23 protein-coding genes are annotated in these 23,408 nt (G+C 38.7%); 21 read left to right on the forward strand and 2 right to left on the reverse strand.

Translation table 11 applies throughout. The features are described from left to right. Positions 1 to 37 precede the first annotated feature (37 nt). Complete coding sequence (locus tag IGK01_RS05205; protein WP_438747856.1) at positions 38 to 919, reverse strand: YitT family protein; 882 nt, start codon at positions 917 to 919, stop codon at positions 38 to 40. A 247-nt stretch (positions 920 to 1,166) separates the two neighbouring features. Here IGK01_RS05205 and IGK01_RS05210 point away from each other — a divergent pair, with 247 nt between their 5' ends. The 14 genes from IGK01_RS05210 (at position 1,167) to lepB (ending at position 14,128) form a co-directional block, all read left to right on the forward strand. Next, complete coding sequence (locus tag IGK01_RS05210) at positions 1,167 to 1,505, forward strand: nucleotide pyrophosphohydrolase (RefSeq protein WP_010735763.1); 339 nt, start codon at positions 1,167 to 1,169, stop codon at positions 1,503 to 1,505. A gap of 19 nt (positions 1,506 to 1,524) precedes the next feature. Beyond that, positions 1,525 to 2,730, forward strand: a complete 1,206-nt coding sequence (locus IGK01_RS05215; RefSeq protein WP_438840540.1) for a CCA tRNA nucleotidyltransferase — start codon at positions 1,525 to 1,527, stop codon at positions 2,728 to 2,730. Between the two features lie 265 nt (positions 2,731 to 2,995). Beyond that, positions 2,996 to 3,451 carry a hypothetical protein gene (locus IGK01_RS05220; protein WP_010735761.1) on the forward strand — a complete coding sequence of 152 codons (456 nt, stop codon included), beginning with the start codon at positions 2,996 to 2,998 and terminating at the stop codon, positions 3,449 to 3,451. Positions 3,452 to 3,679: 228 nt separating this feature from the next. Next, positions 3,680 to 3,955 (forward strand): hypothetical protein, encoded by a 276-nt coding sequence (locus tag IGK01_RS05225; RefSeq protein WP_010735760.1) that lies wholly within the window; start codon positions 3,680 to 3,682, stop codon positions 3,953 to 3,955. 12 nt (positions 3,956 to 3,967) lie between these two features. Beyond that, positions 3,968 to 6,064: a cation:proton antiporter gene (locus IGK01_RS05230; RefSeq protein WP_010735759.1), complete on the forward strand. Its 2,097-nt coding sequence runs from the start codon at positions 3,968 to 3,970 to the stop codon at positions 6,062 to 6,064. Between the two features lie 222 nt (positions 6,065 to 6,286). Further along, positions 6,287 to 8,173: an ABC-F family ATP-binding cassette domain-containing protein gene (locus tag IGK01_RS05235; protein ID WP_010735758.1), complete on the forward strand. Its 1,887-nt coding sequence runs from the start codon at positions 6,287 to 6,289 to the stop codon at positions 8,171 to 8,173. A 10-nt stretch (positions 8,174 to 8,183) separates the two neighbouring features. Further along, positions 8,184 to 9,131: a thymidylate synthase gene (locus IGK01_RS05240; RefSeq protein WP_023519479.1), complete on the forward strand. Its 948-nt coding sequence runs from the start codon at positions 8,184 to 8,186 to the stop codon at positions 9,129 to 9,131. A gap of 14 nt (positions 9,132 to 9,145) precedes the next feature. Continuing rightward, positions 9,146 to 9,658, forward strand: a complete 513-nt coding sequence (locus IGK01_RS05245; RefSeq protein ID WP_023519480.1) for a dihydrofolate reductase — start codon at positions 9,146 to 9,148, stop codon at positions 9,656 to 9,658. Positions 9,659 to 9,922: 264 nt separating this feature from the next. Beyond that, positions 9,923 to 10,765 carry a DegV family protein gene (locus IGK01_RS05250; protein WP_438840541.1) on the forward strand — a complete coding sequence of 281 codons (843 nt, stop codon included), beginning with the start codon at positions 9,923 to 9,925 and terminating at the stop codon, positions 10,763 to 10,765. Between the two features lie 242 nt (positions 10,766 to 11,007). Then, positions 11,008 to 11,904 carry an SGNH/GDSL hydrolase family protein gene (locus IGK01_RS05255; protein ID WP_409173809.1) on the forward strand — a complete coding sequence of 299 codons (897 nt, stop codon included), beginning with the start codon at positions 11,008 to 11,010 and terminating at the stop codon, positions 11,902 to 11,904. Continuing rightward, entirely contained in the window at positions 11,897 to 12,553 is a 657-nt protein-coding gene (locus tag IGK01_RS05260; RefSeq protein ID WP_010735753.1) for a YpmS family protein, read from the forward strand. The genes IGK01_RS05255 and IGK01_RS05260 overlap by 8 nt, the downstream gene beginning before the upstream one ends. A gap of 32 nt (positions 12,554 to 12,585) precedes the next feature. After that, positions 12,586 to 13,104, forward strand: a complete 519-nt coding sequence (gene msrA / locus IGK01_RS05265; protein ID WP_438840542.1) for a peptide-methionine (S)-S-oxide reductase MsrA — start codon at positions 12,586 to 12,588, stop codon at positions 13,102 to 13,104. Next, a complete protein-coding gene (locus IGK01_RS05270) occupies positions 13,101 to 13,328 on the forward strand; it encodes a YozE family protein (RefSeq protein WP_010735751.1) in 228 nt (75 codons plus the stop codon). The genes msrA and IGK01_RS05270 overlap by 4 nt, the downstream gene beginning before the upstream one ends. A gap of 248 nt (positions 13,329 to 13,576) precedes the next feature. Further along, positions 13,577 to 14,128, forward strand: coding sequence for a signal peptidase I (gene lepB, locus IGK01_RS05275; RefSeq protein WP_010735750.1), 552 nt, complete (start codon positions 13,577 to 13,579; stop codon positions 14,126 to 14,128). A gap of 52 nt (positions 14,129 to 14,180) precedes the next feature. Here the strand turns inward: lepB and IGK01_RS05280 are convergent, their stop codons facing one another. Next, the gene (locus tag IGK01_RS05280; protein WP_010735749.1) at positions 14,181 to 14,579 is read right to left on the reverse strand and encodes a VOC family protein; all 399 of its coding nucleotides are present in this window, start codon (positions 14,577 to 14,579) and stop codon (positions 14,181 to 14,183) included. Positions 14,580 to 14,937: 358 nt separating this feature from the next. Here IGK01_RS05280 and IGK01_RS05285 point away from each other — a divergent pair, with 358 nt between their 5' ends. From IGK01_RS05285 to trmFO, 7 genes are all read left to right on the forward strand, one after another. Then, the gene (locus tag IGK01_RS05285; RefSeq protein WP_409173811.1) at positions 14,938 to 15,582 is read left to right on the forward strand and encodes a helix-turn-helix domain-containing protein; all 645 of its coding nucleotides are present in this window, start codon (positions 14,938 to 14,940) and stop codon (positions 15,580 to 15,582) included. Positions 15,583 to 16,259: 677 nt separating this feature from the next. After that, positions 16,260 to 17,036: an aminoglycoside phosphotransferase family protein gene (locus IGK01_RS05290; protein ID WP_010735747.1), complete on the forward strand. Its 777-nt coding sequence runs from the start codon at positions 16,260 to 16,262 to the stop codon at positions 17,034 to 17,036. Positions 17,037 to 17,156: 120 nt separating this feature from the next. Next, positions 17,157 to 18,017 carry a ribosome biogenesis GTPase YlqF gene (gene ylqF, locus IGK01_RS05295; protein ID WP_023519485.1) on the forward strand — a complete coding sequence of 287 codons (861 nt, stop codon included), beginning with the start codon at positions 17,157 to 17,159 and terminating at the stop codon, positions 18,015 to 18,017. Then, on the forward strand, positions 18,010 to 18,777 hold the full coding sequence (locus IGK01_RS05300; RefSeq protein ID WP_010735745.1) for a ribonuclease HII: 768 nt from the start codon (positions 18,010 to 18,012) through the stop codon (positions 18,775 to 18,777). Before ylqF ends, IGK01_RS05300 begins: the two co-directional genes overlap by 8 nt. A gap of 55 nt (positions 18,778 to 18,832) precedes the next feature. Beyond that, positions 18,833 to 19,690, forward strand: a complete 858-nt coding sequence (gene dprA, locus IGK01_RS05305; RefSeq protein WP_409173813.1) for a DNA-processing protein DprA — start codon at positions 18,833 to 18,835, stop codon at positions 19,688 to 19,690. A gap of 126 nt (positions 19,691 to 19,816) precedes the next feature. Continuing rightward, the gene (gene topA, locus IGK01_RS05310; protein ID WP_023519488.1) at positions 19,817 to 21,895 is read left to right on the forward strand and encodes a type I DNA topoisomerase; all 2,079 of its coding nucleotides are present in this window, start codon (positions 19,817 to 19,819) and stop codon (positions 21,893 to 21,895) included. A gap of 22 nt (positions 21,896 to 21,917) precedes the next feature. After that, positions 21,918 to 23,243: an FADH(2)-oxidizing methylenetetrahydrofolate--tRNA-(uracil(54)-C(5))-methyltransferase TrmFO gene (gene trmFO, locus IGK01_RS05315; RefSeq protein WP_023519489.1), complete on the forward strand. Its 1,326-nt coding sequence runs from the start codon at positions 21,918 to 21,920 to the stop codon at positions 23,241 to 23,243. The last annotated feature ends 165 nt before the right edge of the window (positions 23,244 to 23,408 follow it).

Genomic DNA, 23,408 nt, shown 5'->3' on the forward strand with positions numbered 1-23,408 from the left:
CGTAGAAAGCTTCAGTATCAGGTTGATTGATTCAAAATCATTCTGTTATTTTTTTAAATCGCCTCGTTTGTGGTTTAAGATAGGTAAAGCCTTCTCCTTCTACTTCATGGACATTTAGAATTGAAAGAAAGGCATGTTCGTCAATTTCATGAATGATCCGTTTTACTTCGTTTAATTCCCTGGCACTTACCACCATATAGATCATTTTTTTATCGACACCAGAAAAGCCACCTTCTCCATGCAAGAATGTGACACCACGTTGTAAGCCGGTCATCAATAAAGGTGCAATTTCCTCACTTTTATTTGAGACTACCAGAATCCCTTTGGCAGAGTAACCACCATCAAGGATAAAATCGATGACACGACTAAATACATAGGAAGCGATTAACGTGTACATCATCCGCTTCAAATCGATATAAGTTAATGAAGCAAGTAAAACGATGACATCAAAAGCTAAAAGGGAACGTCCCATAGAGATTCCATGATTTTTTTCAAGTATCCGAGCGATGATGTCACTTCCTCCTGTAGTACCTCCCATACGATAAACGATCCCGCTGCCGACTCCGGCAATCAGTCCTGCAAGTAAAGAGACGATCAGTAAATCATGCTCTAAGTTGATTTGTAAGGGAATCCTTTGCCAAATCCATAAGAAGACAGAAAGCGAGACAGTGCCTAAGACAGTATACGCGAGCGCGCGTTTTCCTAAGATTTTTCCGCCTAGTAGGATCAATGGAATATTAATCAATAAAGTAGAATAAGCTGGGTCGATATGAAAAAGAGCACGCAAAATCAGGGTAATACCTGAAACTCCACCCTCGGCTAGCTGGTTTGCGATATTCAAATAGACTAGTCCAAAAGCATAAATACTTGTTCCTAAAATAATAAAAAAAACTTCTTTTATTGTTTTCAATGATGTCATCGAATCCCCACTTTCTACTATATGATATGATTCATTGTGCAACAAGCGGTATATCCTAGATATAGACCTAGGGATTAGGAAACTGGTTCTTCATTTTTATAGTTATAGAATAGACCAAGTTGGCTTGTTGCTAAGAATTTATTAAGTATACCTAACATAATGTAGCATGTATTCTTTGTTTTCACAATTGCACTTCTTGCGGTTTTGCTGTAAAGTTTTTTAGGAAGAGATGATTGGAGGGTTCTTAATGAAAGAAGAGCGTTCACTAAAAAGTATGCAAGAAGAGGTCGATGCGTACATCCAACAATTTAAAGTTGGGTATTTTTCGCCATTGGCGCAAATGGCACGTCTGACCGAAGAAGTAGGTGAATTGGCACGAGAGGTCAATCATTCATATGGCGAAAAAAGTAAAAAAGCAACAGAACCTAGTAATTCAGTGGCAGAAGAATTAGGCGATGTTCTATTTGTAACAATGATCATGGCAAACTCGTTAGGAATTGATTTGACGACGGTATTTGAAAAAAATATGGAGAAGTTCAATCGAAGGGACCATCATCGTTTTGCCCGAAAAGATGAGGAACAGTGAGAGGATAGAAGGAGTAAAAATGAGACTAAATGAATTACCGATCGAATATAAAAAAGCAATTCCAGTAATAAGAAAAATTGAGGCAGCTGGATTTGAGGCGTACTTTGTTGGTGGTAGTGTGCGGGACACGTTACTCGGACAAAAAATTCATGATGTAGATATTGCTACTAGTGCGTTTCCAGAGGAAATCAAGCAGTTGTTTCCAAAAACGATCGATATCGGGATAGAACATGGAACGGTTCTCGTCTTGCATGAAGAGGAGCAATATGAGATCACGACATTTCGTACGGAATCGACTTATCAAGATTATCGGCGTCCTGATAGTGTTTCATTTGTTCGTACACTAGAAGAGGATCTAAAGCGCAGAGACTTTACGATCAATGCTTTTGCTTTGAAAGAAGATGGTGAGATCATTGATTTATTCGACGGGTTAACTGATTTAGAAAATCACGTCTTACGAGCAGTTGGACGACCTTTCGAGCGATTTCATGAAGATGCTTTACGAATGATGCGTGGGCTTCGTTTTGTGAGTCAGCTAGGGTTCAAATTGGAAGAAGAAACGGCCAAGGCGATCGAAGACAACCATGCGTTATTGGACAAAATCTCTGTTGAGCGAATGAATGTTGAATTTATCAAAATGCTTTTAGGGGATTTTCGTAATCATGGCTTGGCCGCATTTGTCGAAACAAAATGTTACATCTATTGTCCACAATTAAAAGAAGATGGTGAGGCATTATTAAGATTTGCCGATTTACCATCTATTCCATTAAAAAAAGAAAGTCAAGCTTGGGCATTATTACTCAATCAACTCGGTCGATCTGAGCAAGAGGTGGCACCTTTCTTAAAAGCATGGAAATGTTCCAACCAAATGATTCGAGAAGTCCAACGTTTGGTCAAAGGATTGGCGAAGCGACAAGAACGACGATTAACACCATTGGAGATTTATCATCTTGGAAAAGACGCATCGTTGGATGTGGAAGAATTGATGATTTACTTCCATCAAACCCCTGACACAACAACTGTGCTAGACATCTATCATGCACTTCCTATCAAGACAATGGGTGAGTTGGCGATTGATGGCAAGGTGTTATTAGCTACGAGTGAAAAAAAACCAGGTAAATGGGTCAGTGAAGCGTTAGCACTTGCGGAGTCAGCGGTAGTGAACGGACTGGTACAGAATGAACAAGCTGCATTATTAACCTATCTGAAAGAGCAACAAGGTTAGTCAACGAAATCGTGACAATCACTAATTACGTCTGTTTGGCGGGCTAATCATATACTGACATAGCTAAAGTAAGGGCATGAGAGTTATCTATAGAAGCGGTTGGCTTTTTTGTAGGATGTTTCTCATGTCCCTTTTCTCTTTTAGAGGAGGATTGTTATCAAAAAAGCTGACAGAAAAGCAAACATGAGAGATGACCGCTTTTGTTGTTTTATGCTAAACTAGTAATGAAACAGAATATAATGCGTCAAAAAAGGAGATTTTTTTAATGAGCAAAGAAATGACAGCGCTAAAATTTTATTTCCGTAACGGCGAAACATGGACGATCAATCGTCGTCACATCGGCGACCTTTGGATCAAACAAATCACGACAAGTTTTGGTCGTATCAATGGGAGTGAATTTATCGAGATCCATCCATGTGCCGGTTTTAAAATCGAAATCTTTCATGAGGGAGATTCAGTAGCTACTCATGATATCAATCTAGGTGGTTTGGAAATGGGTATGTTCAATCGTGCTTTGAAATATGAAGATATTGAACGTATGGAAATCTTGTATCGCAATGGTACACCTGATCTAGTATACTTCCCTTACTTGGACAAAGGAACAGAGGGATTAGATAATCAATATCAATCAACAAAAATCAGTGAAAAAACTGGTAACTTATACATTGTGATCAACCCAGAACAACGTGTTGACGATGTTTATGGCGAATATTTCGAATAAGAGCGAATGACGTTTAAAAATAGCACATGCAAAACTTTTGAATGGGTTTTGCATGTGTTTTTCTTTTGTCTTTATTTTACGATTACAGTTGATATTTTATAGTGATTGGACTAGAATGAGTTTCTGGAATTGAAACGAATACTTCATCCTAAAAGTAAAAAGGTTTTAGTTGCATTCTAAAAACTTTTTGCTATAATTGGTGCAGTTTGAATATAGGAGATCTTGAAAATGAGAGAGAGTTTTGAAGAACAAAAGAAACGACTGGTTGATCACTATGGTACTTTTTCAATGGAAGATCGTCGCCAGATCTTATGTAAGTTGCGTAAAAGGAATATCTTGATGTATCGTCAATTAGGACGCTTGAAACACGAATTGCTCCGTTTAGAATCAAAACGTGTGCAATGTGAGTTAGATGGTCGGGTGACCCAAGCGGAAATTGTTGAAAACAAAATTTTAAAGAAAAAAGAGCAATATTTGAAAGTTCTTGCACAAAATAAAAAATAAAGGGGATCAAGCATGGAATTTGCAGAGTTAGTGATTGTTTTTGCAGTCACGATCACGCTATCCAACATAGCAAGTCGTATCTTGCCAATGATCCCTGCACCACTGATCCAAATATTTCTTGGCGTGGTTTTAGGATTGACCGAATGGGGTGAATCCATCAATTTTGAACCTGAATTATTTTTAGTGATGATCATCGCCCCCTTGCTTTTTAGAGAAGGAGAAAAAGCGGATATCGCCTCGATCCTGAAAAATTTCGATACGATATTGTTTCTCGCTTTTGGTGGGGTGATCTTGACTTTGATTGGCGTTGGAGCAACGTTATCATTTCTGTTGCCCAGTGTCCCTTTAGCCGCGTGTTTCGCTTTTGGTGCAGCACTAGGTCCGACAGATGCGGTGGCAGTCAGTTCGCTTTCCAATCGTGTGAACATTCCGAAAAAAGCCATGCATATTTTAGAAGGTGAAGGGTTACTGAATGATGCTTCTGGCGTAACAGCCTTCCAATTTGCCTTAGCTGCTTTGATCACTGGGACGTTCTCTGCGGTAAACGCAGGCGTTACACTGATTTTATCAAGTATTGGCGGGGCAGTAGTCGGCTTTTTGCTTGTCTGGGTAAAAAGAAAAATCATTGGTTTGATCGAGAAAGCATCGGCACGTGACGTAACAGGCTACTTATTGATTGAATTGTTGTTGCCTTTCTTAGCGTATGTTTTAGCCGAAGTCTTTCATGTTTCAGGAATTATTGCAGCAGTGGTTGCAGGGGTATTACAAGCCTCAGGATTTAAAAAAATCTCAGTCTTTGATGCGGAGTTGTCAACTTTATCGAATAGTACATGGACAACGATTGCCTTCACATTGAATGCGCTGGTATTTATATTTTTAGGAATTGAACTGACACAAGTCTTTACACCAGTTTGGGGAGATGGACTGTATTCGAATAGTTTGTTGCTAATGATCATTTTATTGGTTTCAATCATGCTGTTCGTCATACGCTTCGTTTCAATCAGCTTATTTTATATGTTTAAGGGCGGTTTTCAAAGTTTCAAAAAACAACTGAATGAAGTCTTGATCTTAACTTTTGGGGGTGTAAAAGGAACAGTCAGTTTAGCGACTATTTTTATTTTACCATTCACGATCAATCAAATGGCATTCAATCAACGATCATTGCTCTTATTTTTAACGGCAGGGGTTATTTTGGTCACGTTGATTATCGGGATCATTGTATTGCCAATGTTGACTGAAACAGAAGAAGCAGCGACAACTGATTTAAAAGCTTTGATGATCTTGGAAGAAGTGATTGAAACACTACGCTTAGAAAAAGAAGCGGAAGAACCAGGATCAAAAGCTTATTTAGCGATAGAAGCAGTGATTGAGACTTATCAAGAAAGAATCAGTGAGCTTTATTTATCTGATTTGAGTGGAGATGAAAAGCAAGAAGTCCAAGAAATCCAAGCGTTGATTTTATCGATTGAGCGAGATGGCTTGGATGAAAGATATCGTTCTGGGAAGTTGTCTTCTAATGGCTATCGCTTTTATTCAAGATTCCTAGCTAACTTTGAACAGTCGATCACAAGTCAAATTTTGTCATTCATTGGATTTTGGTTTATTGTGGTACGCCGATTGATGCGGATCGTTCTCCACCCCAAAATGTTTTGGCAAAGACGGCAAAGTGATCGCCAAACTATGATCTCTGATAAAGACATTCAGGAAATTCGAGAGACGTATCAAAAGAATACGCAATTGATCATCGAAAGTTTGGAGAATCTAACGGACGTTTATGATGATACGATGATCGGATTCTTTATCGAACAACGAAAAGCTCAGGGGATTCGGATGATGAGTGGTAATCTGATTTCCACTTGGATGATCCAACAAGATCGTTTGTTTACGAAGAAGATGCTAAGAGGTTACTATTTAGAAAGAAAAGTCATTGATGAATATGAAGTCGCAGAAACGATCACGACTTTTTCTGCGAATCAATATAGACGAAATATCAATCTGTTGGAGTCCTATACAATGAATCAACCGACAGATCGTTTTTCATTTCGCTTTGCGTTCCAAGCGAAAGCAAAGAAATTTCAATTGAAACAAGACCAAAAGAGGAAGTTGTGACAAAGCACAGCTCCTCTTTTTTTTTGAGGTTGTGACAGAAGTCGTTCAACCTTAATAATTAAGTTCATCCAGGAAGTCAGGTTTTTGAATCCTGTGTATTTGGTTATATGAAGTGAGAGAACACGTATCTTCAATGCTACCTAAAAAAAAGAATATTCGAAAAAAACTATCTTTTAAACAATTGTTTTATGTTACAATATCCAAGATAAGGGGGGAGTACTGGTGAAAGAGCTAAAAATAACTGACCTCAAAAAAACATATGGAGAAAAAGAATTATTTAATCAGATCTCCTTTTTGATCCATGAACATGATCGCATCGGTTTGATTGGTACCAATGGAACTGGTAAAACAAGTCTTTTGAATATCATCGCTGGACTTGACAGTGGAGATGGTGATCAGCAGACAGTTTTTTATCCGAATGATTACCGTATCGGTTATTTATCACAAACCGATTCATTTGCAGAAAATGATACGGTCTTACAAGCTGTTTTTCAAGGGAATAGTCCATTGATCCAGACTGTACGACTCTATGAGGAAGCCTTGATTGCATTAGCTGAAAATGGCGATGATGAAGCAGTCCAAAAACGCTACGCATTGGCAGAAGAGCGAATGAATAAAGAGGACGCTTGGACGACGGATACAAATGCCAAGATCATTTTGCAAAAACTAGGGATCAGTCAATTAGAAAAGAAAATCGGTGAGCTTTCGGGTGGACAAAAAAAACGTGTCAGCTTAGCACAGGTTTTGATCGATGAACCTGATCTTTTATTACTTGACGAGCCGACAAACCACTTAGATTATGCAGCGATCGAATGGTTGGAATCTTACTTGAAACAATATCGTGGTGCCTTATTGATGGTTACCCATGATCGTTATTTCTTAGATCGTGTCACGAATCGGATCTTTGAACTTGCCTTTGGGAATCTTTATGAATATAAAGGCAATTATGAAGCTTATCTTATTGAAAAAGCCGAGCGAGATCGTGTCGAAGTCGAACAAGAAGAAAAGCGTAAACGCCTGTATAAGCAGGAGCTTTCTTGGATGCGAGCGGGAGTACAAGCTCGTGGGACGAAACAGCAAGCACGTATCAATCGCTTTGAAGATTTAAAAGAAAACTTATATCAAGTCAATCATGATACGGATATCGAACTAAATATCGCGACACAACGTTTAGGTAAAAAAGTGATCGAGATCAAGGATGGTTCGTATTCGATTGAAGGAAAACCTTTGCTCCAACACTTGGATCTATTGATCCAATCAAGAGAGCGTCTAGGAATCACTGGAGAGAACGGTGCTGGAAAGTCAACGTTGTTAAATATCTTAGCAGGGAAATTATCCTTAGATAGTGGCATCTATACGATTGGCGAAACTGTTCGATTAGCTTACTATACACAGGAAAATGAAAAAATGTCTCCGGACAAACGAATGATTGCTTATCTGCAAGAAGCGGCAGAAGAAGTCCAAACTGCGGATGGAACGCAAATCGGTGTCGCCGAACTTTTGGAGCGGTTCTTGTTTCCAAGATTCATGCACGGAACACTGATCCGTAAACTGTCTGGTGGGGAAAAGCGTCGTTTATATTTACTCAAATTATTGATCCAGCAACCAAATGTTCTATTGCTGGATGAGCCAACCAATGACTTAGATATCGCTACTTTAACGATTTTGGAAGATTATTTCCGGACATTCCCTGGAGCGGTGATCACCGTTTCTCATGACCGTTATTTCTTAGATAAGGTAGTTGATAAACTGTTAGTTTTTCTAGGAGATGGCAAACAAGAGCTTTATTATGGCGATATGTCTAGCTATTTAGCCAAACGCAAAGAAGATCAACAGATTCAACCAGAAAAAGTCAAAGCTAAGATAGAAGAAAAAAAATCTGAGCCAAAGAAAAAGCTTTCTTATATGGAACAGAAAGAATGGGCAACAATCGAAGATGAGATTGCGGAACTAGAGAATCGTTTGGATGAATTGCAAGAGGAGATGAACCATCAAGGGGATGATTTCACACGATTGCAAGAATTACAAAAAGAAGTAACCACAACTGAAGAACTGCTGGAAGAAAAAATGTCACGTTGGGAATATTTAAGTGAATGGGCAGATAATTAGGAGGGAAAAGATGGAGCAAGCATATCTTGATCTAGGGAAAAAGTTGTTATCTGATGGACATGTAAAAGGTGATCGTACGGGAACAGGAACATTTAGTTTATTCGGTTATCAAATGCGATTTGACCTGCAAAAAGGCTTTCCGTTATTGACGACAAAACGTGTACCTTTTGGTTTGATCAAAAGCGAATTATTATGGTTTTTAAAAGGAGACACGAATATCCGTTATCTTTTACAAAATAATAACCATATTTGGGATGAATGGGCATTTGAACGGTATATCAAAAGTGAGGATTACCAAGGGCCGGATATGACAGATTTTGGACATCGTAGTTTGACTGATCCAGAATTCAATAAAGTCTATCAAGAAGAAAGCAAGAAATTCTGTGAAAAGATAGTGGCAGATGAAGAATTTGCAGAAAAACATGGAGATCTTGGTCATATTTATGGCTATCAATGGCGTCATTGGGAAACCAAAGAAGGTAGTTTCATCGATCAAATCAAAGAAGTGATCGAAGCTATCAAGCAGACACCTGATTCAAGACGACTGATCGTCTCAGCATGGAATCCAGAAGATGTGCCAAGTATGGCTTTACCTCCTTGCCACACGATGTTTCAATTCTATGTAAATGACAATAAACTAAGTTGCCAGCTGTATCAAAGAAGTGCTGACGTGTTTTTAGGTGTCCCGTTCAATATTGCTAGCTATGCTTTATTGACACATCTGATTGCGCATGAAACGGGATTAGAAGTTGGTGAATTTATCCATACTTTAGGCGATGCGCATCTTTACTCAAATCACGTAGAACAAATGAAAGAACAATTGTCTCGTGAAGTTCGTCCATTTCCGAAGCTAGTATTGAATACAGAAAAAAACTCTGTGTTTGATTTTGAAATGGATGATATCAAAGTTGAAGGATATGAGCCGCATCCTTCAATAAAGGCACCTATCGCGGTCTAAGAAAGGATGAGAAAATGTTCGCTGCAATCTGGGCACAAGATGAAAACGGCCTGATCGGAAAAGAAGATAGACTTCCTTGGCATTTGCCGAATGATTTGAAATTTTTTAAGCAAATGACTGAAGCGAATGTATTGATCATGGGACGAAAAACATTTATGGGGATGGGCGGTAAGCCACTACCTAATCGTAAAACGATTGTTTTGACAAGAGACCGTGAGTTTACAGCCGAGGGCGTACTAGTGATGCATGATGTCAATGAAGTATTAGCTTATGAAAAAGAAGTAGATGAAATTTTATTTGTTGCTGGAGGGTCAGCAATCTATGAAGAATTTTTACCTTACTGCACAATTTTGTATCGTACGGTGATCCATCACTCTTTCGAAGGAGATACGTATTTTCCTGCTGTAGACTGGCAAGCATGGTCATTGATCAATATCAGTCCGGGAGAAATAGATGAAAAAAATAGTTATGCACATCAGTTTGAGACGTATAAACGTAAAGAAGAACACACAACAGAAGAGATATAATGTTTCGTTGAACCTATAGATTCAAAGCGGAAGAAACCGAAATGGATTTTTTATCATTCAGGTTTCTTCTGCTTATTTTGTCGTTCCATCAAAAAAAGTAGAACAGATAAAGAAAACTGAGTAGAACCATGTTATCATAACAAACAATTTATTTTAAATTTGTTTATAACTGAATTTGATGAAAAAACAGAAGTTCTTTGGTATACTGAAAGTGGACCTGCCTGAAAAATGCTAGGCACTTTGTGAAAGAAAGAGTGTGAAATAATGACAAACGTAAAAATAGTAACAGATTCTTCTTGTACAATGGAAAAAGCAGTACGAGATCATTTGAATATTCATGTTATGCCATTATCAATTATGATCGATGGCGTTGTATATTCTGATGACGATCAACTAGGCGGAGAGAAATTCATGGAAATGATGGCTAAATCAAAATCATTACCTAAAACAAGTCAACCGCCGATCGGCGAATTCATTTCAACGTATGATGAATTAGGACAAGATGGTAGTGAAGTGATTTCCATCCATATGACGAAAGGGTTAAGTGGAACGGTTGAAGCTGCAAGACAAGCAAGCAACTTAACGAAAACAAACGTCACAGTCATTGATAGTGATACGACTGACCAAGGTTTATCTTTCCAAGTGATTCGTGCGGCTGAAATGGCCAAAGAAGGTAAATCAGCAGAAGAGATCCTTGCTGAAATCGAGAAGATCAAAAATAATACCAAACTTTATATCGGTATCTCCACATTGGATAACTTAGTAAAAGGTGGAAGAATCAGTCGTGCAACTGGTTTACTATCAAGTATGTTAAACATTCGTGTGGTGATGAACTTTGTTCATTCAGAGCTGATTCCTGTGACAAAAGGTCGTGGGAAAAAGACTTTCGACAAGTGGTTCGATGGCTTGAAGAAAGAACTGAAGGCTCTACCGAACGTTCGCCAGATCGGTATCTCACATGCAGGTGCCACAGAGCTTGCTCGAGAGTTTGAAGAAGGCTTGAAACAATTGTTTCCCGATATGGACATCCCAGTACTGCATACAAATCCAGTGATTGCTACCCATACAGGGGAAAATGCTTTTGCAATCATGTATTATACCGATTGATGAATGTAAAATAAGGAACAGAAGGACAGATCATGTGAAGACAAATAAACGTGTTCTTTGTGATCTGTCTTTTTTCGTTCAAGTGCTACTAGCATAAGGAAGTGAGGAGGAAAAGACATTTTGAGATGCTCCACTTCCTTTAGCAGATGAGAAACAGCCTCTTTCTTTTTTTCAGAAAAGGGCTATTTTTTTAATTGGAATTTTGGTAATATAAGAAACAATCATGGTCTAGAGGTGAAACAATGAAACGAATGAAACAACAGTGGTTACTTGTTTTGATCCCTTTGTTCACTGCAGTTCTTCTCTTTGTCGGACTCTCTTTGAGCGTGCCGAAAGCACAGCCTTTGTTAAAACCGGCAGCAACGGTTACTTCTGAAAGCAATCAAAAGGAAAAGTTACACTATGTAGCAATTGGCGATTCATTGACTGAAGGAGTAGGCGACCAGACGAAACAAGGTGGTTTTGTTCCGTTAGTCGCAAATGACATAAAAGAAAGATACGGTTTGACAGCCATTGAAATTGAAAACTATGGTGTAAATGGCGAACGAAGTGATCAAATATTAAAAAGATTGAAAAGCAATGAAGAAATCCAAAAGAATATCGAAACCGCAGACATTATTACCTTGACTGTTGGTGGGAATGATTTAATGAAAGTGATCCAAAATAACCTTTTTGGTATCAGTATCCGTTCATTCAATAAACCAATCAAGAAGTATCAAGAAAACGTCCAAGCCATCATCGAAAAGATACGAGGGTTAAATAAAGAGGTACCTATCTATATTTTAGGGATCTACAATCCATTTTATTTGAACTTCCCTGAGATTACAGATATGCAAACGATTGTGGATAACTGGAATGAAGGAACACAGCAAGTAGTAAATGAAGCAGAAAATAGCTATTTTATCCCGATCAATGATCTATTGTATCAAGGATTAAATCAAGAGGTCGGAATTACTGAAGCTTCTGATCAGTCAGCTTCTAGCGATAGTTCGAACGGGACGAAAAATAATGTGTTATATGAAGAAGATCATTTTCATCCTAATAACTTAGGCTATCAATTGATGGCTAATGCTGTGAGAGATCAATTAATCGAAACGCATGAAAAATGGCTGGTCAAGGAGGGAAACAAGGATGGATAAACGTAGTTCAACAGTTGTAAAAAACAAAAGGCATAACTACTGGAAATACGCATTTCTGATTTTATTAGGTCTGATCATTGGTTCGACGATTTTCTTGGGTACGCGGATATTCGCCAATCGTGAACCTGATTTGCCAGAAGTACCAGCGATTACAGAAAGACAAGGCGATCCAGTATTGACGATCAATACTCAAAAAGAAAAAGTCAACCAACTGATCAGCTTTTTCTTGACAGATTTCCAAGAAGGACAAGATATCAAGTACAAATTTTATTTAGAAAATGAAGCATTGCTTAATGGGACGTTTGAAGTGTTAGGATTCCCTATCGACTTTTACTTGTATTTTGATCCGTATGTAATGGAAAATGGTAATGTTCAGTTAAAAGCAAAAAGTCTATCGATCGGTACATTGAATCTGCCGATCAAAGATGTGATGAATATGATCAAGCGAAATTACAAACTACCTGAATGGATCGAGATCAATACAGACGATTTAACGATCATGTTACGATTAGACCAATTCCGTATGCAAAATGGAATGTACATCAAAGCGGACAAAATTGATTTAGTCAACGATGATATTCGCTTTAGTTTGTATTTACCAAAAGATTCCTCAACGACGGAAGAAACGACCGAATCTAGTACTAATTAAGTGATATCTCGAGAGTAAGGGAGGAATCAACAATGGAACGAGCAATATTTGCAGGAGGTTGTTTTTGGTGCATGATCCAGCCTTTTGACACATTACTTGGCATCCACACGATCATGTCCGGTTATACTGGAGGTCATGTGCCAAATCCAACGTATGAACAAGTGAAAGCCAAAACAACAGGACATACTGAAGCAGTAGAAATCTTGTATGATCCTGAATTGATCTCATACGAGGCATTACTTGAGCTTTATTGGCAACAAACAGATCCTACAGACGCTTTTGGTCAATTTGAAGACCGAGGCGACAATTACCGACCTGTGATTTTTTATACTACAGAAGAACAACGTCAAAAAGCTGAAGAAAGCAAACAACAACTTGCAGCAAGTGGTCGCTTTAGTGATCCCATCGTTACGACGATTGAGCCAGCGGAGACCTTCTATTTAGCAGAAGATGAACATCAAGATTACTACAAAAAAAATCCTGAGAACTTTGAGCGTAATCACGCGCGTCGTGCGGCATTTATTGCTGACAATTGGGAGGGAAAGCAATGAATCGCAGCTTCTATCACTATCTGATGACTCTTCGTGGAGGGAAATCTTCCGATGCGTTATCAACGTTTGCAACCGAAGCTGGAAAAGATATCCAGTTTCCAAAACATAGTACGAGTTATGAAGAAATCTCTGATTATTTAGAAATGAATGTTGATTATTTGCCCTCTATGGATATCTTTGATAAAGCTTGGGATCATTATCTAGAGAATAATCATCTCGCCTGAACAATGGATCTGGTATGAAGAGTATGACTAAAAAAAGACGAGACAAGTACTGCTTAGACAATATTTTTGAATAGTCCTATTTGATACAGTGATTTTGGTCTATTCAATTATTTCTAAAGCATCGTACGTATGTCCGTCTTTTTTCGCGTCTATCTGTAAATGATTATTGAACCATTCGCTTTTTCTGTAGTTATTCTATATAATGAGGATAATAGGTTAAGATTTTACGAGGGATGGATTGATGGGCTTTGACAAAAAAGCAGCGTTATATTGACCGTTTTTGGTTATTTATTAAATTTTTACTTTGTTCCATAGTGATTGCATTTATTTTACGGGGATTTATATTGATCCCAGTACCAGTGGAAGGAAACTCGATGGAGAATGTCCTTAAGCAAGGTGATATGGTCGTTATGGAAAAATTCTCTGAAATCAGAAGATTTGATGTAGTCGTTTTCCAACTTTCAGATGGCACGATCTATATCAAGAGAGTCATTGGTTTACCGGGAGAAACTATTAGTTATGAAAAGGACCAACTAAAAATCAACGGCCAGCCAATCGAAGAACCTTATTTAAGTAAAAATATCCGTTCGGACCATGAAAATGCACCTTATACTACCGATTTTACCTTGGAAGAGTTAACAGGATATACAGAATTACCTGAAGATAGCTATTTTGTTTTGGGGGATAATCGTCGTGTGTCAAAAGATAGTCGTTCATTTGGAACAATATCTAGAGATGAAATTTTAGGAAAAGCGAGATTTGTGTATTACCCATTAAATGAAATCAAATGGATCAGGTAAAATAAAAGAAGACTTCCCAATAGTAATATGTTGGAAAGTCTTCTTTTTTTGATTATATTTTCATCCACATTGGTTCCAATGTGTTTCCATCAGGATCTTGTACTTCAAGAGAATACATTTCTTCTTCCGGTATTCCCATCTCGACTGTATGGTAGCTACCACCATTTTCTTTTGCAATTTCACCAAAACGTTTGACTTCTGCAGCATTTGCTAAACTAAAAGCAATCAGTGCACCGCTCATTTTTTTTGTATCTGCGATTTCTTTGTTTTTCAAGAATTTTTTGTAAAAGTCATGTGTCAAGAGCATCACCCAAAATGTGTCATCCCAAACCATTGCGCTTGCTTCCTCAGTTGAAAATTCTTTATTTTGTTTGAATCCTAATTTTGTATAGAATTCGACCGAGCGACCAACATCTTGCACAGGGAAATTGACAAAAACCATTGTGTTCATCTTGCTACAGCTCCTTTCAATTTTCCTCTATCATGCGCTCGTCGGTAAGCGTTGTCAAAGTATTTAACTTGGGGAAGAATTTTTTATTTTATTGGACGTATCCGCTAAATGTATAATCAACAGTACTATAAAAATAATTTTTTCATAAGTACTCCTTTTTTGTTATTTTTTAGTGGACGTTCACCTCTTGATAATAAGTGTTTTGTTTCACATTTTCAATAGCAAGAATCCTTGTTTTACAAGGTGTCACAGATTGTGACATCGAATAATCGGAAATATATCAATTCGTTTCAATAATTCGCTTTTAAGTTCTTTTATGAAATGGTTATAATGAGAGATAGAATAAGGAGGCGATGTTGTGGATTTTGGTAAAATATTAAAAGAAAAAAGGCATCAAGCAGGAATTACACAGGAAGAATTGGCAAAGAGATTAAATGTTAGTCGTTCAGCTATTTCTAATTGGGAAATCGGCAGAAATTACCCAGACATACATACACTAGTGGAAATATCGACCAGCTTAGGTGTGTCTTTAGACGAACTATTGGAAAATTCTACTATGACTGAGACGATGATTGATACTACTAAAGAAATGGCGATGAATCAGAAAAAAAAGCGAGGAAAATTGTTTTTTGTAGTAGCACTTTGTTCGATTGTTCCAGTCATGTCGCTTTTATTTTTTTCATTTTCTAAGCAACCGACGATTGTCTTGAATGCAGTTGAAAACGCCGATTCAGAAGAGGTAGCGCTCTTTAACAAAGAAGACATCAAAGATATTACCCTCAAAGACAAGAAAATGACTGTTCTTTTTACTATACCTAAAGACAGTGAATATGTTGGCTACTATGTTGACGGAAGTAATCAAAAAGGATTTGTAAACCTTGATTTATATAAGACTGCTGATTCTGATGTCAATCAGCGGAAATTAGTACATGATGGACTGATTGAAGTAGATTTAGATATGTTTACAAAAGTGGATAAAATTAGTGTGAATTATAAAAAATAAAGCGTATAGCAAGAAGTATTCAAAAATAGCTGTATGAGGACAAATGAAGGAGTTCTATGGTTAGTGAAGGTAAGTATGGCAAAATAAAAATCTTCTAAAAAACTTTTAGAAATCAGGTGAATCTTCTTGTCAACGAGCTGTATACTTCGAGTCGGATCAGGTTAAAAAGTAAGCTTCATGAAACGAATCGTTCAGTCGATTGTTTTACGGAGCTTACTTTTTTCATTACTATGCAAATTCTTTTTTACATTGATTGCTTTCTAACGTTGGCTGATTGACCGTTTGACATTTCTTAAAACTGACTCATGGCGTACGCCAAAAGATCGGCTAGGAATCAGAAATATAAAGTATTCCTCTTGTGAGTAGATCGGACAAAGGATTTTATCCTGTTAAGGTATTCCCTCCTCATCAAATATTTTTGTCCAGTTTACGATCTGAATAAGCATGGATTCACTTCTCCAGAGTTTCGCATCATATGTCGGTACACGTTCTGAGATAACTATGAAATAGAAGACTTGTTTCAATGGTAAATATTTCTAGGATAGCCAACATTCTCCTTGAATGACTTTAACAAATGGAAACTTGCTTGTTGAAAGGACGTCTCTCTTTCCATTTTTAGAACATGAGGTGGAATCGATATGGTAAACTGAAGAAAAGAGTCGAAAGCGAGGAGCCAGATGATCGAAAAGAAACCAAAAGGAAGAGACGGTGTAGTGATCCAAGAAGAGCAAGTGATTCGTCCTAAGAAAGTCTGGTCGGAGGAGGTCCAAAAATTTTTAAGTTACCTAAGGAACCAAGGTGTAACTTATGTGCCAGAACCACTAGGCTATGATGAGCAAGGAAATGAAGTGGTATCTTATCTCGCAGGTGAGGTCTATGATTATCCTTTGCCCCCTCAATTGTTGACGGACAGTGCCATTTGTTCAGCAGGTCGGTTGTTAAGAGATTTCCACGACCAAAATCAAGGATACCTTACTTCCTTAAGTGGCACAGAACCGTGGATGCTACATTCGTTCGGAGAGCGTGAGGTAATGTGTCACAATGATTTTGCGCCATACAATGTGACAACGAAAAATGGTATAGCCATTGGTATCATTGATTTTGACACGATCACACCAGGATCAAGAACCTGGGATGTAAGCTATGCCGCCTATCGCTGGGTACCTTTAGAGATGAATCAAGGAGATCCAATCACGGATGAAACGTGTCATCGTTTAAAAAAATTTATTGAAGCATACAGACTAGATGAGTCCGAGTATCCAAATTTGATTCCTACGATGATCGAGCGACTTTCTTATATGATGGACTTCATCACTAAAGCAGCGAGTCGCGGGGAAGCAAATTTTCAAAAAAATATACAAGAAGGCCATCTAAAAAAATATGAGCAAGATATTCAATGGTTGCTCGATAATGAGAAAAAAATTCTTAGAAAGTTGCAAAATGAAGAAACTTGAGAATAAGCCGTTTGATTTTTAGTTTTTTTCTTGTATACTCCTAGAAGTGTAGTTCATTCAAGTACTGTATAAGTAAAGAGCAACTTTTTTAGATTTTAAGTTTTAGAGGAGGAAACACCAATGACTATTCAATGGTTCCCAGGACATATGGCGAAAGCTAGACGTGAAGTTTCAGAAAAGATGAAATATGTTGATATCGTCTTTGAGTTAGTTGATGCACGACTACCTTTGTCTTCACGTAATCCAATGTTAGATCAAATCATCCAACAAAAACCAAGACTTGTTTTATTGAATAAAGCTGATCTAGCGGATCCGCAACAAACAAAATTATGGCAACAATACTTTAGAAAGCAAGGACATCAAGCCTTAGCAATCACCGCTCAAGAAAGTAAAGGAATCAAAGCGTTGATCCCTGCGGCAAAAGAAGCATTGAAAGAAAAACGCGAAAGAGACGCAGCTCGTGGCATCAAACCTCGAGCAATCCGCGCGATGGTCCTAGGAATTCCTAATGTAGGAAAATCGACATTGATGAATCGTTTAGTGGGCAAAAAGATTGCACAAACAGGGAATAAGCCTGGGGTAACGAAAGGGCAACAATGGCTTCGTTTAGGAAGTGAATTAGAACTATTAGATACACCTGGTATTTTATGGCCTAAGTTTGAAGATGAAGAAATCGGTAAAAAACTAGCCTTGACTGGTGCAATCAAAGACCAATTGGTACACCTTGATGATCTAGCAATTTACGGCTTAGATTTCTTTGCCCGTTACTACCCTAATAAAATCAGCGAACGTTATGGACTATCAATAGAAGAAGAGCAACAAGTTGCACCTGAGTTATTGATGACGATCACGGAACGTAGAGGGTATCGCCAAGATTATGACCGTGGGAGCGAGCTAGTCGTTTTTGATATCCGCCAAGGGAAACTTGGTCGCTATACTTTAGATCGTTGTGAAGAAATGGAAGAGACTACTCATGAGTGAATCGATCCAGAGTATCAAAGAAAAACTGAAACAACTCACAACGCTTGATGATCCGATAGTCACACAACTAAGATTAGACACAAGAAAAGGTGTCCAACAAGCGTTAAGCTCTTTTGAAAAACGCTTAGCAAAGGAAGCTTTGCTTCGTGAGAAATATGAGACGATGTCCTTCTACGAAAATGAAGGATATGCTCAAGGGTATGACCTGATTGCAGGGATCGACGAGGTAGGAAGAGGCCCCTTGGCTGGCCCTGTTGTAGCCGCAGCTGTTATTTTACCTAAAGGTGTAGAGATTTACGGATTGAACGATTCCAAGCAATTATCTGAAAAAAAACGTGAAGAACTGTATGAACAGATTCAAGAAAAAGCCCTCTCCGTCGGGATTGGTGTGATCGATGAGCAGACGATCGATCGTGTCAATATCTACGAAGCAAGTAAATTAGCGATGTGTGAAGCTCTTAAAGAATTGACACCAGAACCTACGTATTTATTGATCGATGCGATGACTTTAGATCTGCCGATTGCACAAAATAAATTGATCAAAGGAGATGCCCGTTCAATTTCGATTGCTGCTGCAAGTATCATTGCAAAAGTCTATCGCGACCGTTTGATGAAAGAATACGAGTTACAATATCCTGGCTATGGTTTTGCCAAGAATGCAGGTTATGGAACAAAAGAACATCTGTTAGGATTAGCACAACATGGCATCACGCCAATCCATCGTAAAAGTTTTGCACCAGTCAAACAATATTTATCATAAGCGATGCGCCACTTTTTACGTATCTTATAAAAAAGATTAGAAAAGGTGGCGCTTTATGGTTATATACAATGAATTTATTACAAAGTTGGCATTAGTCAAAGGACTGAGCGGAGAGCAAAAATGGCGTGTGATCCGTCATCTATTAAGTGAAAAGAAAGAATGGTTGTCGGTTGATGATATGTTGACAGTTTCGCACTTCAATCGCTCTAGAGCAATTTTTTATGACTATTGGAGCCAGATCAACTATACTTGGCGGAATAGAATAGGAGAGAATCCATACATAACTTTTCTTGATCCGATCTACCCTTCACAATTGCTTCATTTGGCAAATCCCCCGATCTTATTATTTTATCAAGGGGATCTTTCGCTGATGAAACGAAAAATGATCGCTGTCGTTGGTGGTAGACAAACATCTGGTTATGCGCGAAAAATCGTAGAGCGAGTGATCACTCCTGTGATTGACCAAGACTATCTAGTTGTTAGTGGCTGTGCGAAAGGCGTAGACACTTATGCGCATCAAGTAGCGATCCGCTGTTCAGGCAGAACGATTGCAGTGATCGGTACGGGTATCAATCATAGTTATCCGAAAGAAAATCAGCAGTTGCAACGAGGGATTGCTAGAGATCATCTTGTATTAAGTGAGTTTTTACCAGATGTTGGTCCACAAAAATTTCATTTTCCTATGAGAAATCGTCTGATTGCCGCTTTATCAAGTGGAATCTGTGTGATTGAAGCAAAAGCAAAAAGCGGATCATTGATCACAGCAGAGCAAGGCTTAGAGATTGGACGTCCGATTTTTTCTGTCCCTGGGAATATTTTGACAGGTCAATCCACTGGTTGTCACCAATTGATCCAAGATGGAGCGATATGTACCTTTTCAGGACAAGATATCCTTAATGAATTGGAATCATAACGATTGATTTATTATTGCTTTCCTTGACAAACGATTTCTGAATGGATATGATAAGCTACGATTTGTAAAAGTCCTTGTAACATATATATAGTAGGAACCCGAAAATGGAAAGGAGTCCATTCAGGAATGGCATATAAATATTTAGTGATCGTAGAATCACCTGCAAAAGCCAAGACGATTGAAAAATATCTTGGCCGTAATTATAAAGTAATGGCTAGTGTAGGACATATTCGTGACTTACCTAAAAGTAAGATGGGGATCGATTTTGAAAATAATTATGAACCGCATTATATCTCGATTCGAGGAAAAGGCGATGTCATCAAAAGTCTAAAAGCAGCAGCAAAAAAAGCGCAAAAAGTTTACCTCGCAAGTGACCCGGATAGAGAAGGGGAAGCAATTGCTTGGCATTTGGCTTACTTGTTAGGCTTGGATCTCAACGATAAAAATCGTGTTGTCTTCAATGAAATCACCAAGGATGCAGTCAAAGCGGCATTTAAAGAACCACGTACGATCGATGTGGATCTTGTCGATGCGCAACAAGCACGTCGAACGCTTGACCGTATCGTTGGTTATTCGATTAGTCCTATCTTATGGCGTAAAGTAAAAAAAGGCTTGAGTGCTGGTCGAGTCCAGTCGATCGCATTGAAGATCATCATTGAACGCGAAAAAGAGATCCGTGATTTTACGCCGGAAGAGTATTGGAGTATTGACGGAAACTTTAAGAAAGAACGTAAGAAGTTCAAAGCAAACTTTTGGGGAGTCGATGGCAAAAAGAAAAAATTGTCCGATGCCGAAACTGTCAAAGAAGTGACTGACCGGATCACTGGTAAAGAGTTTGCAGTAACAAAAGTCGAAAAGAAGGAACGCAAGCGAAATCCTGCGAACCCATTCACGACAAGTAGTTTGCAACAAGAAGCCGCTCGTAAATTGAATTTCAGAACACGTAAAACCATGATGGTGGCGCAACAGTTGTATGAAGGAATCTCACTTGGAAAACAAGGCACGATCGGGTTGATCACGTATATGCGTACCGATTCTACACGGATCGCCGATACTGCTAAAGCCGAAGTCGCAACGTTCATCGAAGAAACATACGGAAAAGAATTCTCCAGTCATTCGGAACGTAAAGCAACGAACTCTAAAGGGGCACAAGATGCCCATGAAGCAGTGCGTCCAACCAGTGCATTACGTACACCAGATGAGTTGAAACAATACTTGGATAAAGACCAATTGAAATTATATACATTGATTTGGTCACGATTTGTTGCAAGTCAAATGACGCCAGCTGTATTGGATACGATGAAAGTCACGTTGGAACAAAATGATGTAAGATTCATTGCGAATGGCTCAAAAATCAAATTCAAAGGGTTCATGCAAGTGTATGTTGAAGGCCGCGATGATGGGAAAGAAGAAAAAGAAAACATTTTGCCAGAGTTAGCAGAAGGCGATACGGTGCAATCTGTCGATATCGAACCGAAACAACATTTCACACAACCGCCTGCACGTTATAGTGAAGCGACATTGATCCGTGCATTGGAAGAAAACGGGGTAGGTCGTCCCTCGACTTATGCGCCAACGTTAGATACGATCCAACGACGATATTATGTGAAGTTGACACAAAAACGTTTTGAACCAACCGAATTAGGTGAGATCGTCAATTCGTTGATCTGTGAGTTCTTCCCACAAATCGTAGATATCCATTTTACAGCTGAAATGGAAGATGACTTGGATAAAGTCGAAGAAGGAAAAGAAGAATGGATCGAAGTCGTCGATCGTTTTTATAAACCATTTGAAAAAGAATTATCGAATGCCGAAGAAAAAATCGAGAAAATCCAGATCAAAGATGAACCAGCTGGTTTTGATTGTGATTTGTGTGGGCATCCGATGGTGATAAAATTAGGGAAGTATGGTAAATTCTATGCATGTAGTAATTTTCCAGATTGCCGAAACACCAAACCAATCGTCAAGGAAATCGGCGTCACTTGTCCTGTGTGTCATGAAGGACAAGTCATCGAACGTAAATCTAAGAAAAATCGTCTATTCTATGGCTGCTCTCGTTTCCCAGAATGTGAATTCACCTCTTGGGAAAAACCAATCGGCAGAAATTGTCCGAAATGTGACCATTATTTGGTCGAGAAAAAAGTCAAAGGCGGCAAACAAGTGGTTTGTACGAATGGCGATTACGAAGAAGATGTTCAAAAATAAAGAAATGAGAAGAGGTTTTTAGTTGAAAATCGTCAATGTAGTAGGTGCAGGTCTAGCTGGAAGCGAAGCAGCATGGCAAATCGCTCAAGCGGGTGTACCTGTAAAGTTATATGAAATGAGACCAGTTAAGAAGACAGAAGCGCATCATACAGATAATTTTGCTGAATTAGTCTGTTCCAATTCTCTAAGAGGGAATAGTCTTGCGAACGCAGTTGGTTTATTGAAAGAAGAAATGCGTCGCTTAGATTCAGTGATCATCCATTCAGCAGATGAAACAGCTGTACCTGCAGGCGGTGCCTTAGCAGTGGACCGCGATTCATTTTCTGAAACTATCACTCGTAAGGTCAAAGAGCATCCTTTAGTCACAGTGGTGAATGAAGAAATCACTGAGATACCAGAAGGAATCACGGTGATAGCGACAGGACCTCTGACTTCTCATCCTTTAGCAGAAAGCATCAAAGCATTCAATGGCTCAGACGGTTTCTATTTCTACGATGCTGCGGCACCGATCGTCGACAAATCAACGATCGATATGGACAAGGTGTATTTAAAATCACGTTATGACAAAGGCGAGGCGGCTTACTTAAACTGTCCGATGACCGAAGAAGAATTTAAAGCTTTCCATGAAGCCTTGGTCAATGCGGAAGTTGCTGAATTGAAATCTTTTGAAAAAGAAAAATATTTTGAAGGTTGTATGCCAATCGAAGTAATGGCGCAACGTGGCTTTAAGACAATGCTATTCGGACCAATGAAACCAGTCGGCCTAGAAGATCCTAAAACAGGAAAAAGACCATATGCAGTCATCCAGTTAAGACAAGATAATGCAGCCGCTTCTCTTTATAATATCGTTGGGTTCCAGACGCATTTAAAATGGGGCGAACAAAAGCGCGTGTTCCGCATGATCCCAGGATTAGAAAATGCAGAATTTGTCCGTTATGGTGTAATGCATCGCAACAGTTTCATGAATTCACCAGAACTCTTGAAGCCGACTTATCAATCGACTAAACGCGAAGATCTATTTTTTGCAGGACAAATGACGGGTGTAGAGGGTTATGTTGAAAGTGCGGCAAGTGGCTTGCTTGCAGGGATCAACGCTGCTCGCTTAGCGAAAGAATTGGAACCTGTGACGTTGCCACAAGAAACAGCCATGGGAAGTATGGCCTACTACATCACACATGCGGAAGGCAAACATTTCCAACCAATGAATGCAAACTACGGATTATTCCCAGAATTACCTGAACGAATCCGTGATAAAAAATCTCGGTATGAAGCAATTGCACAACGTGCCTTAGCAGCCAATGAAAAAGTGAAGCAAGAAGTCTTGAATAAAGAATTTGCTTCTCGTTAAATGGATGTTATGTAATAAGTCGAAGTGTCTCAGGATGGTGTTTGCCATTTTTGAGTACTTCGGCTTATTTCTCGGTTATTGACTGAACTCATGCCAATTTATATAATAACCATGGTTTTTTTATGTTGATTCTGGACAGCTCATCCCTTAATTGTCAAGCAAACG

The sequence above is a fragment of the Enterococcus sp. AZ080 genome (assembly GCF_051714945.1).
In the GTDB taxonomy this organism is placed as follows: Bacteria; Bacillota; Bacilli; order Lactobacillales; family Enterococcaceae; genus Enterococcus_B; species Enterococcus_B pernyi.

What these genes read in the sequence shown, in the direction of transcription:
- IGK01_RS05240 (WP_023519479.1), top strand. Translation starts at nt 8,184, where the DNA reads ATGGAGCAAGCATATCTTGATCTAGGGAAAAAGTTGTTATCTGATGGA.
- IGK01_RS05215 (WP_438840540.1), top strand. Translation starts at nt 1,525, where the DNA reads ATGAGACTAAATGAATTACCGATCGAATATAAAAAAGCAATTCCAGTA.
- msrA (WP_438840542.1), top strand. Translation starts at nt 12,586, where the DNA reads ATGGAACGAGCAATATTTGCAGGAGGTTGTTTTTGGTGCATGATCCAG.
- IGK01_RS05230 (WP_010735759.1), top strand. Translation starts at nt 3,968, where the DNA reads ATGGAATTTGCAGAGTTAGTGATTGTTTTTGCAGTCACGATCACGCTA.
- dprA (WP_409173813.1), top strand. Translation starts at nt 18,833, where the DNA reads ATGGTTATATACAATGAATTTATTACAAAGTTGGCATTAGTCAAAGGA.
- IGK01_RS05245 (WP_023519480.1), top strand. Translation starts at nt 9,146, where the DNA reads ATGTTCGCTGCAATCTGGGCACAAGATGAAAACGGCCTGATCGGAAAA.
- IGK01_RS05220 (WP_010735761.1), top strand. Translation starts at nt 2,996, where the DNA reads ATGAGCAAAGAAATGACAGCGCTAAAATTTTATTTCCGTAACGGCGAA.
- IGK01_RS05260 (WP_010735753.1), top strand. Translation starts at nt 11,897, where the DNA reads ATGGATAAACGTAGTTCAACAGTTGTAAAAAACAAAAGGCATAACTAC.
- IGK01_RS05270 (WP_010735751.1), top strand. Translation starts at nt 13,101, where the DNA reads ATGAATCGCAGCTTCTATCACTATCTGATGACTCTTCGTGGAGGGAAA.
- IGK01_RS05225 (WP_010735760.1), top strand. Translation starts at nt 3,680, where the DNA reads ATGAGAGAGAGTTTTGAAGAACAAAAGAAACGACTGGTTGATCACTAT.
- IGK01_RS05205 (WP_438747856.1), bottom strand. Translation starts at nt 919, where the DNA reads ATGACATCATTGAAAACAATAAAAGAAGTTTTTTTTATTATTTTAGGA.
- IGK01_RS05280 (WP_010735749.1), bottom strand. Translation starts at nt 14,579, where the DNA reads ATGAACACAATGGTTTTTGTCAATTTCCCTGTGCAAGATGTTGGTCGC.
- IGK01_RS05290 (WP_010735747.1), top strand. Translation starts at nt 16,260, where the DNA reads ATGATCGAAAAGAAACCAAAAGGAAGAGACGGTGTAGTGATCCAAGAA.
- ylqF (WP_023519485.1), top strand. Translation starts at nt 17,157, where the DNA reads ATGACTATTCAATGGTTCCCAGGACATATGGCGAAAGCTAGACGTGAA.
- IGK01_RS05255 (WP_409173809.1), top strand. Translation starts at nt 11,008, where the DNA reads ATGAAACGAATGAAACAACAGTGGTTACTTGTTTTGATCCCTTTGTTC.
- IGK01_RS05250 (WP_438840541.1), top strand. Translation starts at nt 9,923, where the DNA reads ATGACAAACGTAAAAATAGTAACAGATTCTTCTTGTACAATGGAAAAA.
- topA (WP_023519488.1), top strand. Translation starts at nt 19,817, where the DNA reads ATGGCATATAAATATTTAGTGATCGTAGAATCACCTGCAAAAGCCAAG.
- IGK01_RS05300 (WP_010735745.1), top strand. Translation starts at nt 18,010, where the DNA reads ATGAGTGAATCGATCCAGAGTATCAAAGAAAAACTGAAACAACTCACA.
- IGK01_RS05210 (WP_010735763.1), top strand. Translation starts at nt 1,167, where the DNA reads ATGAAAGAAGAGCGTTCACTAAAAAGTATGCAAGAAGAGGTCGATGCG.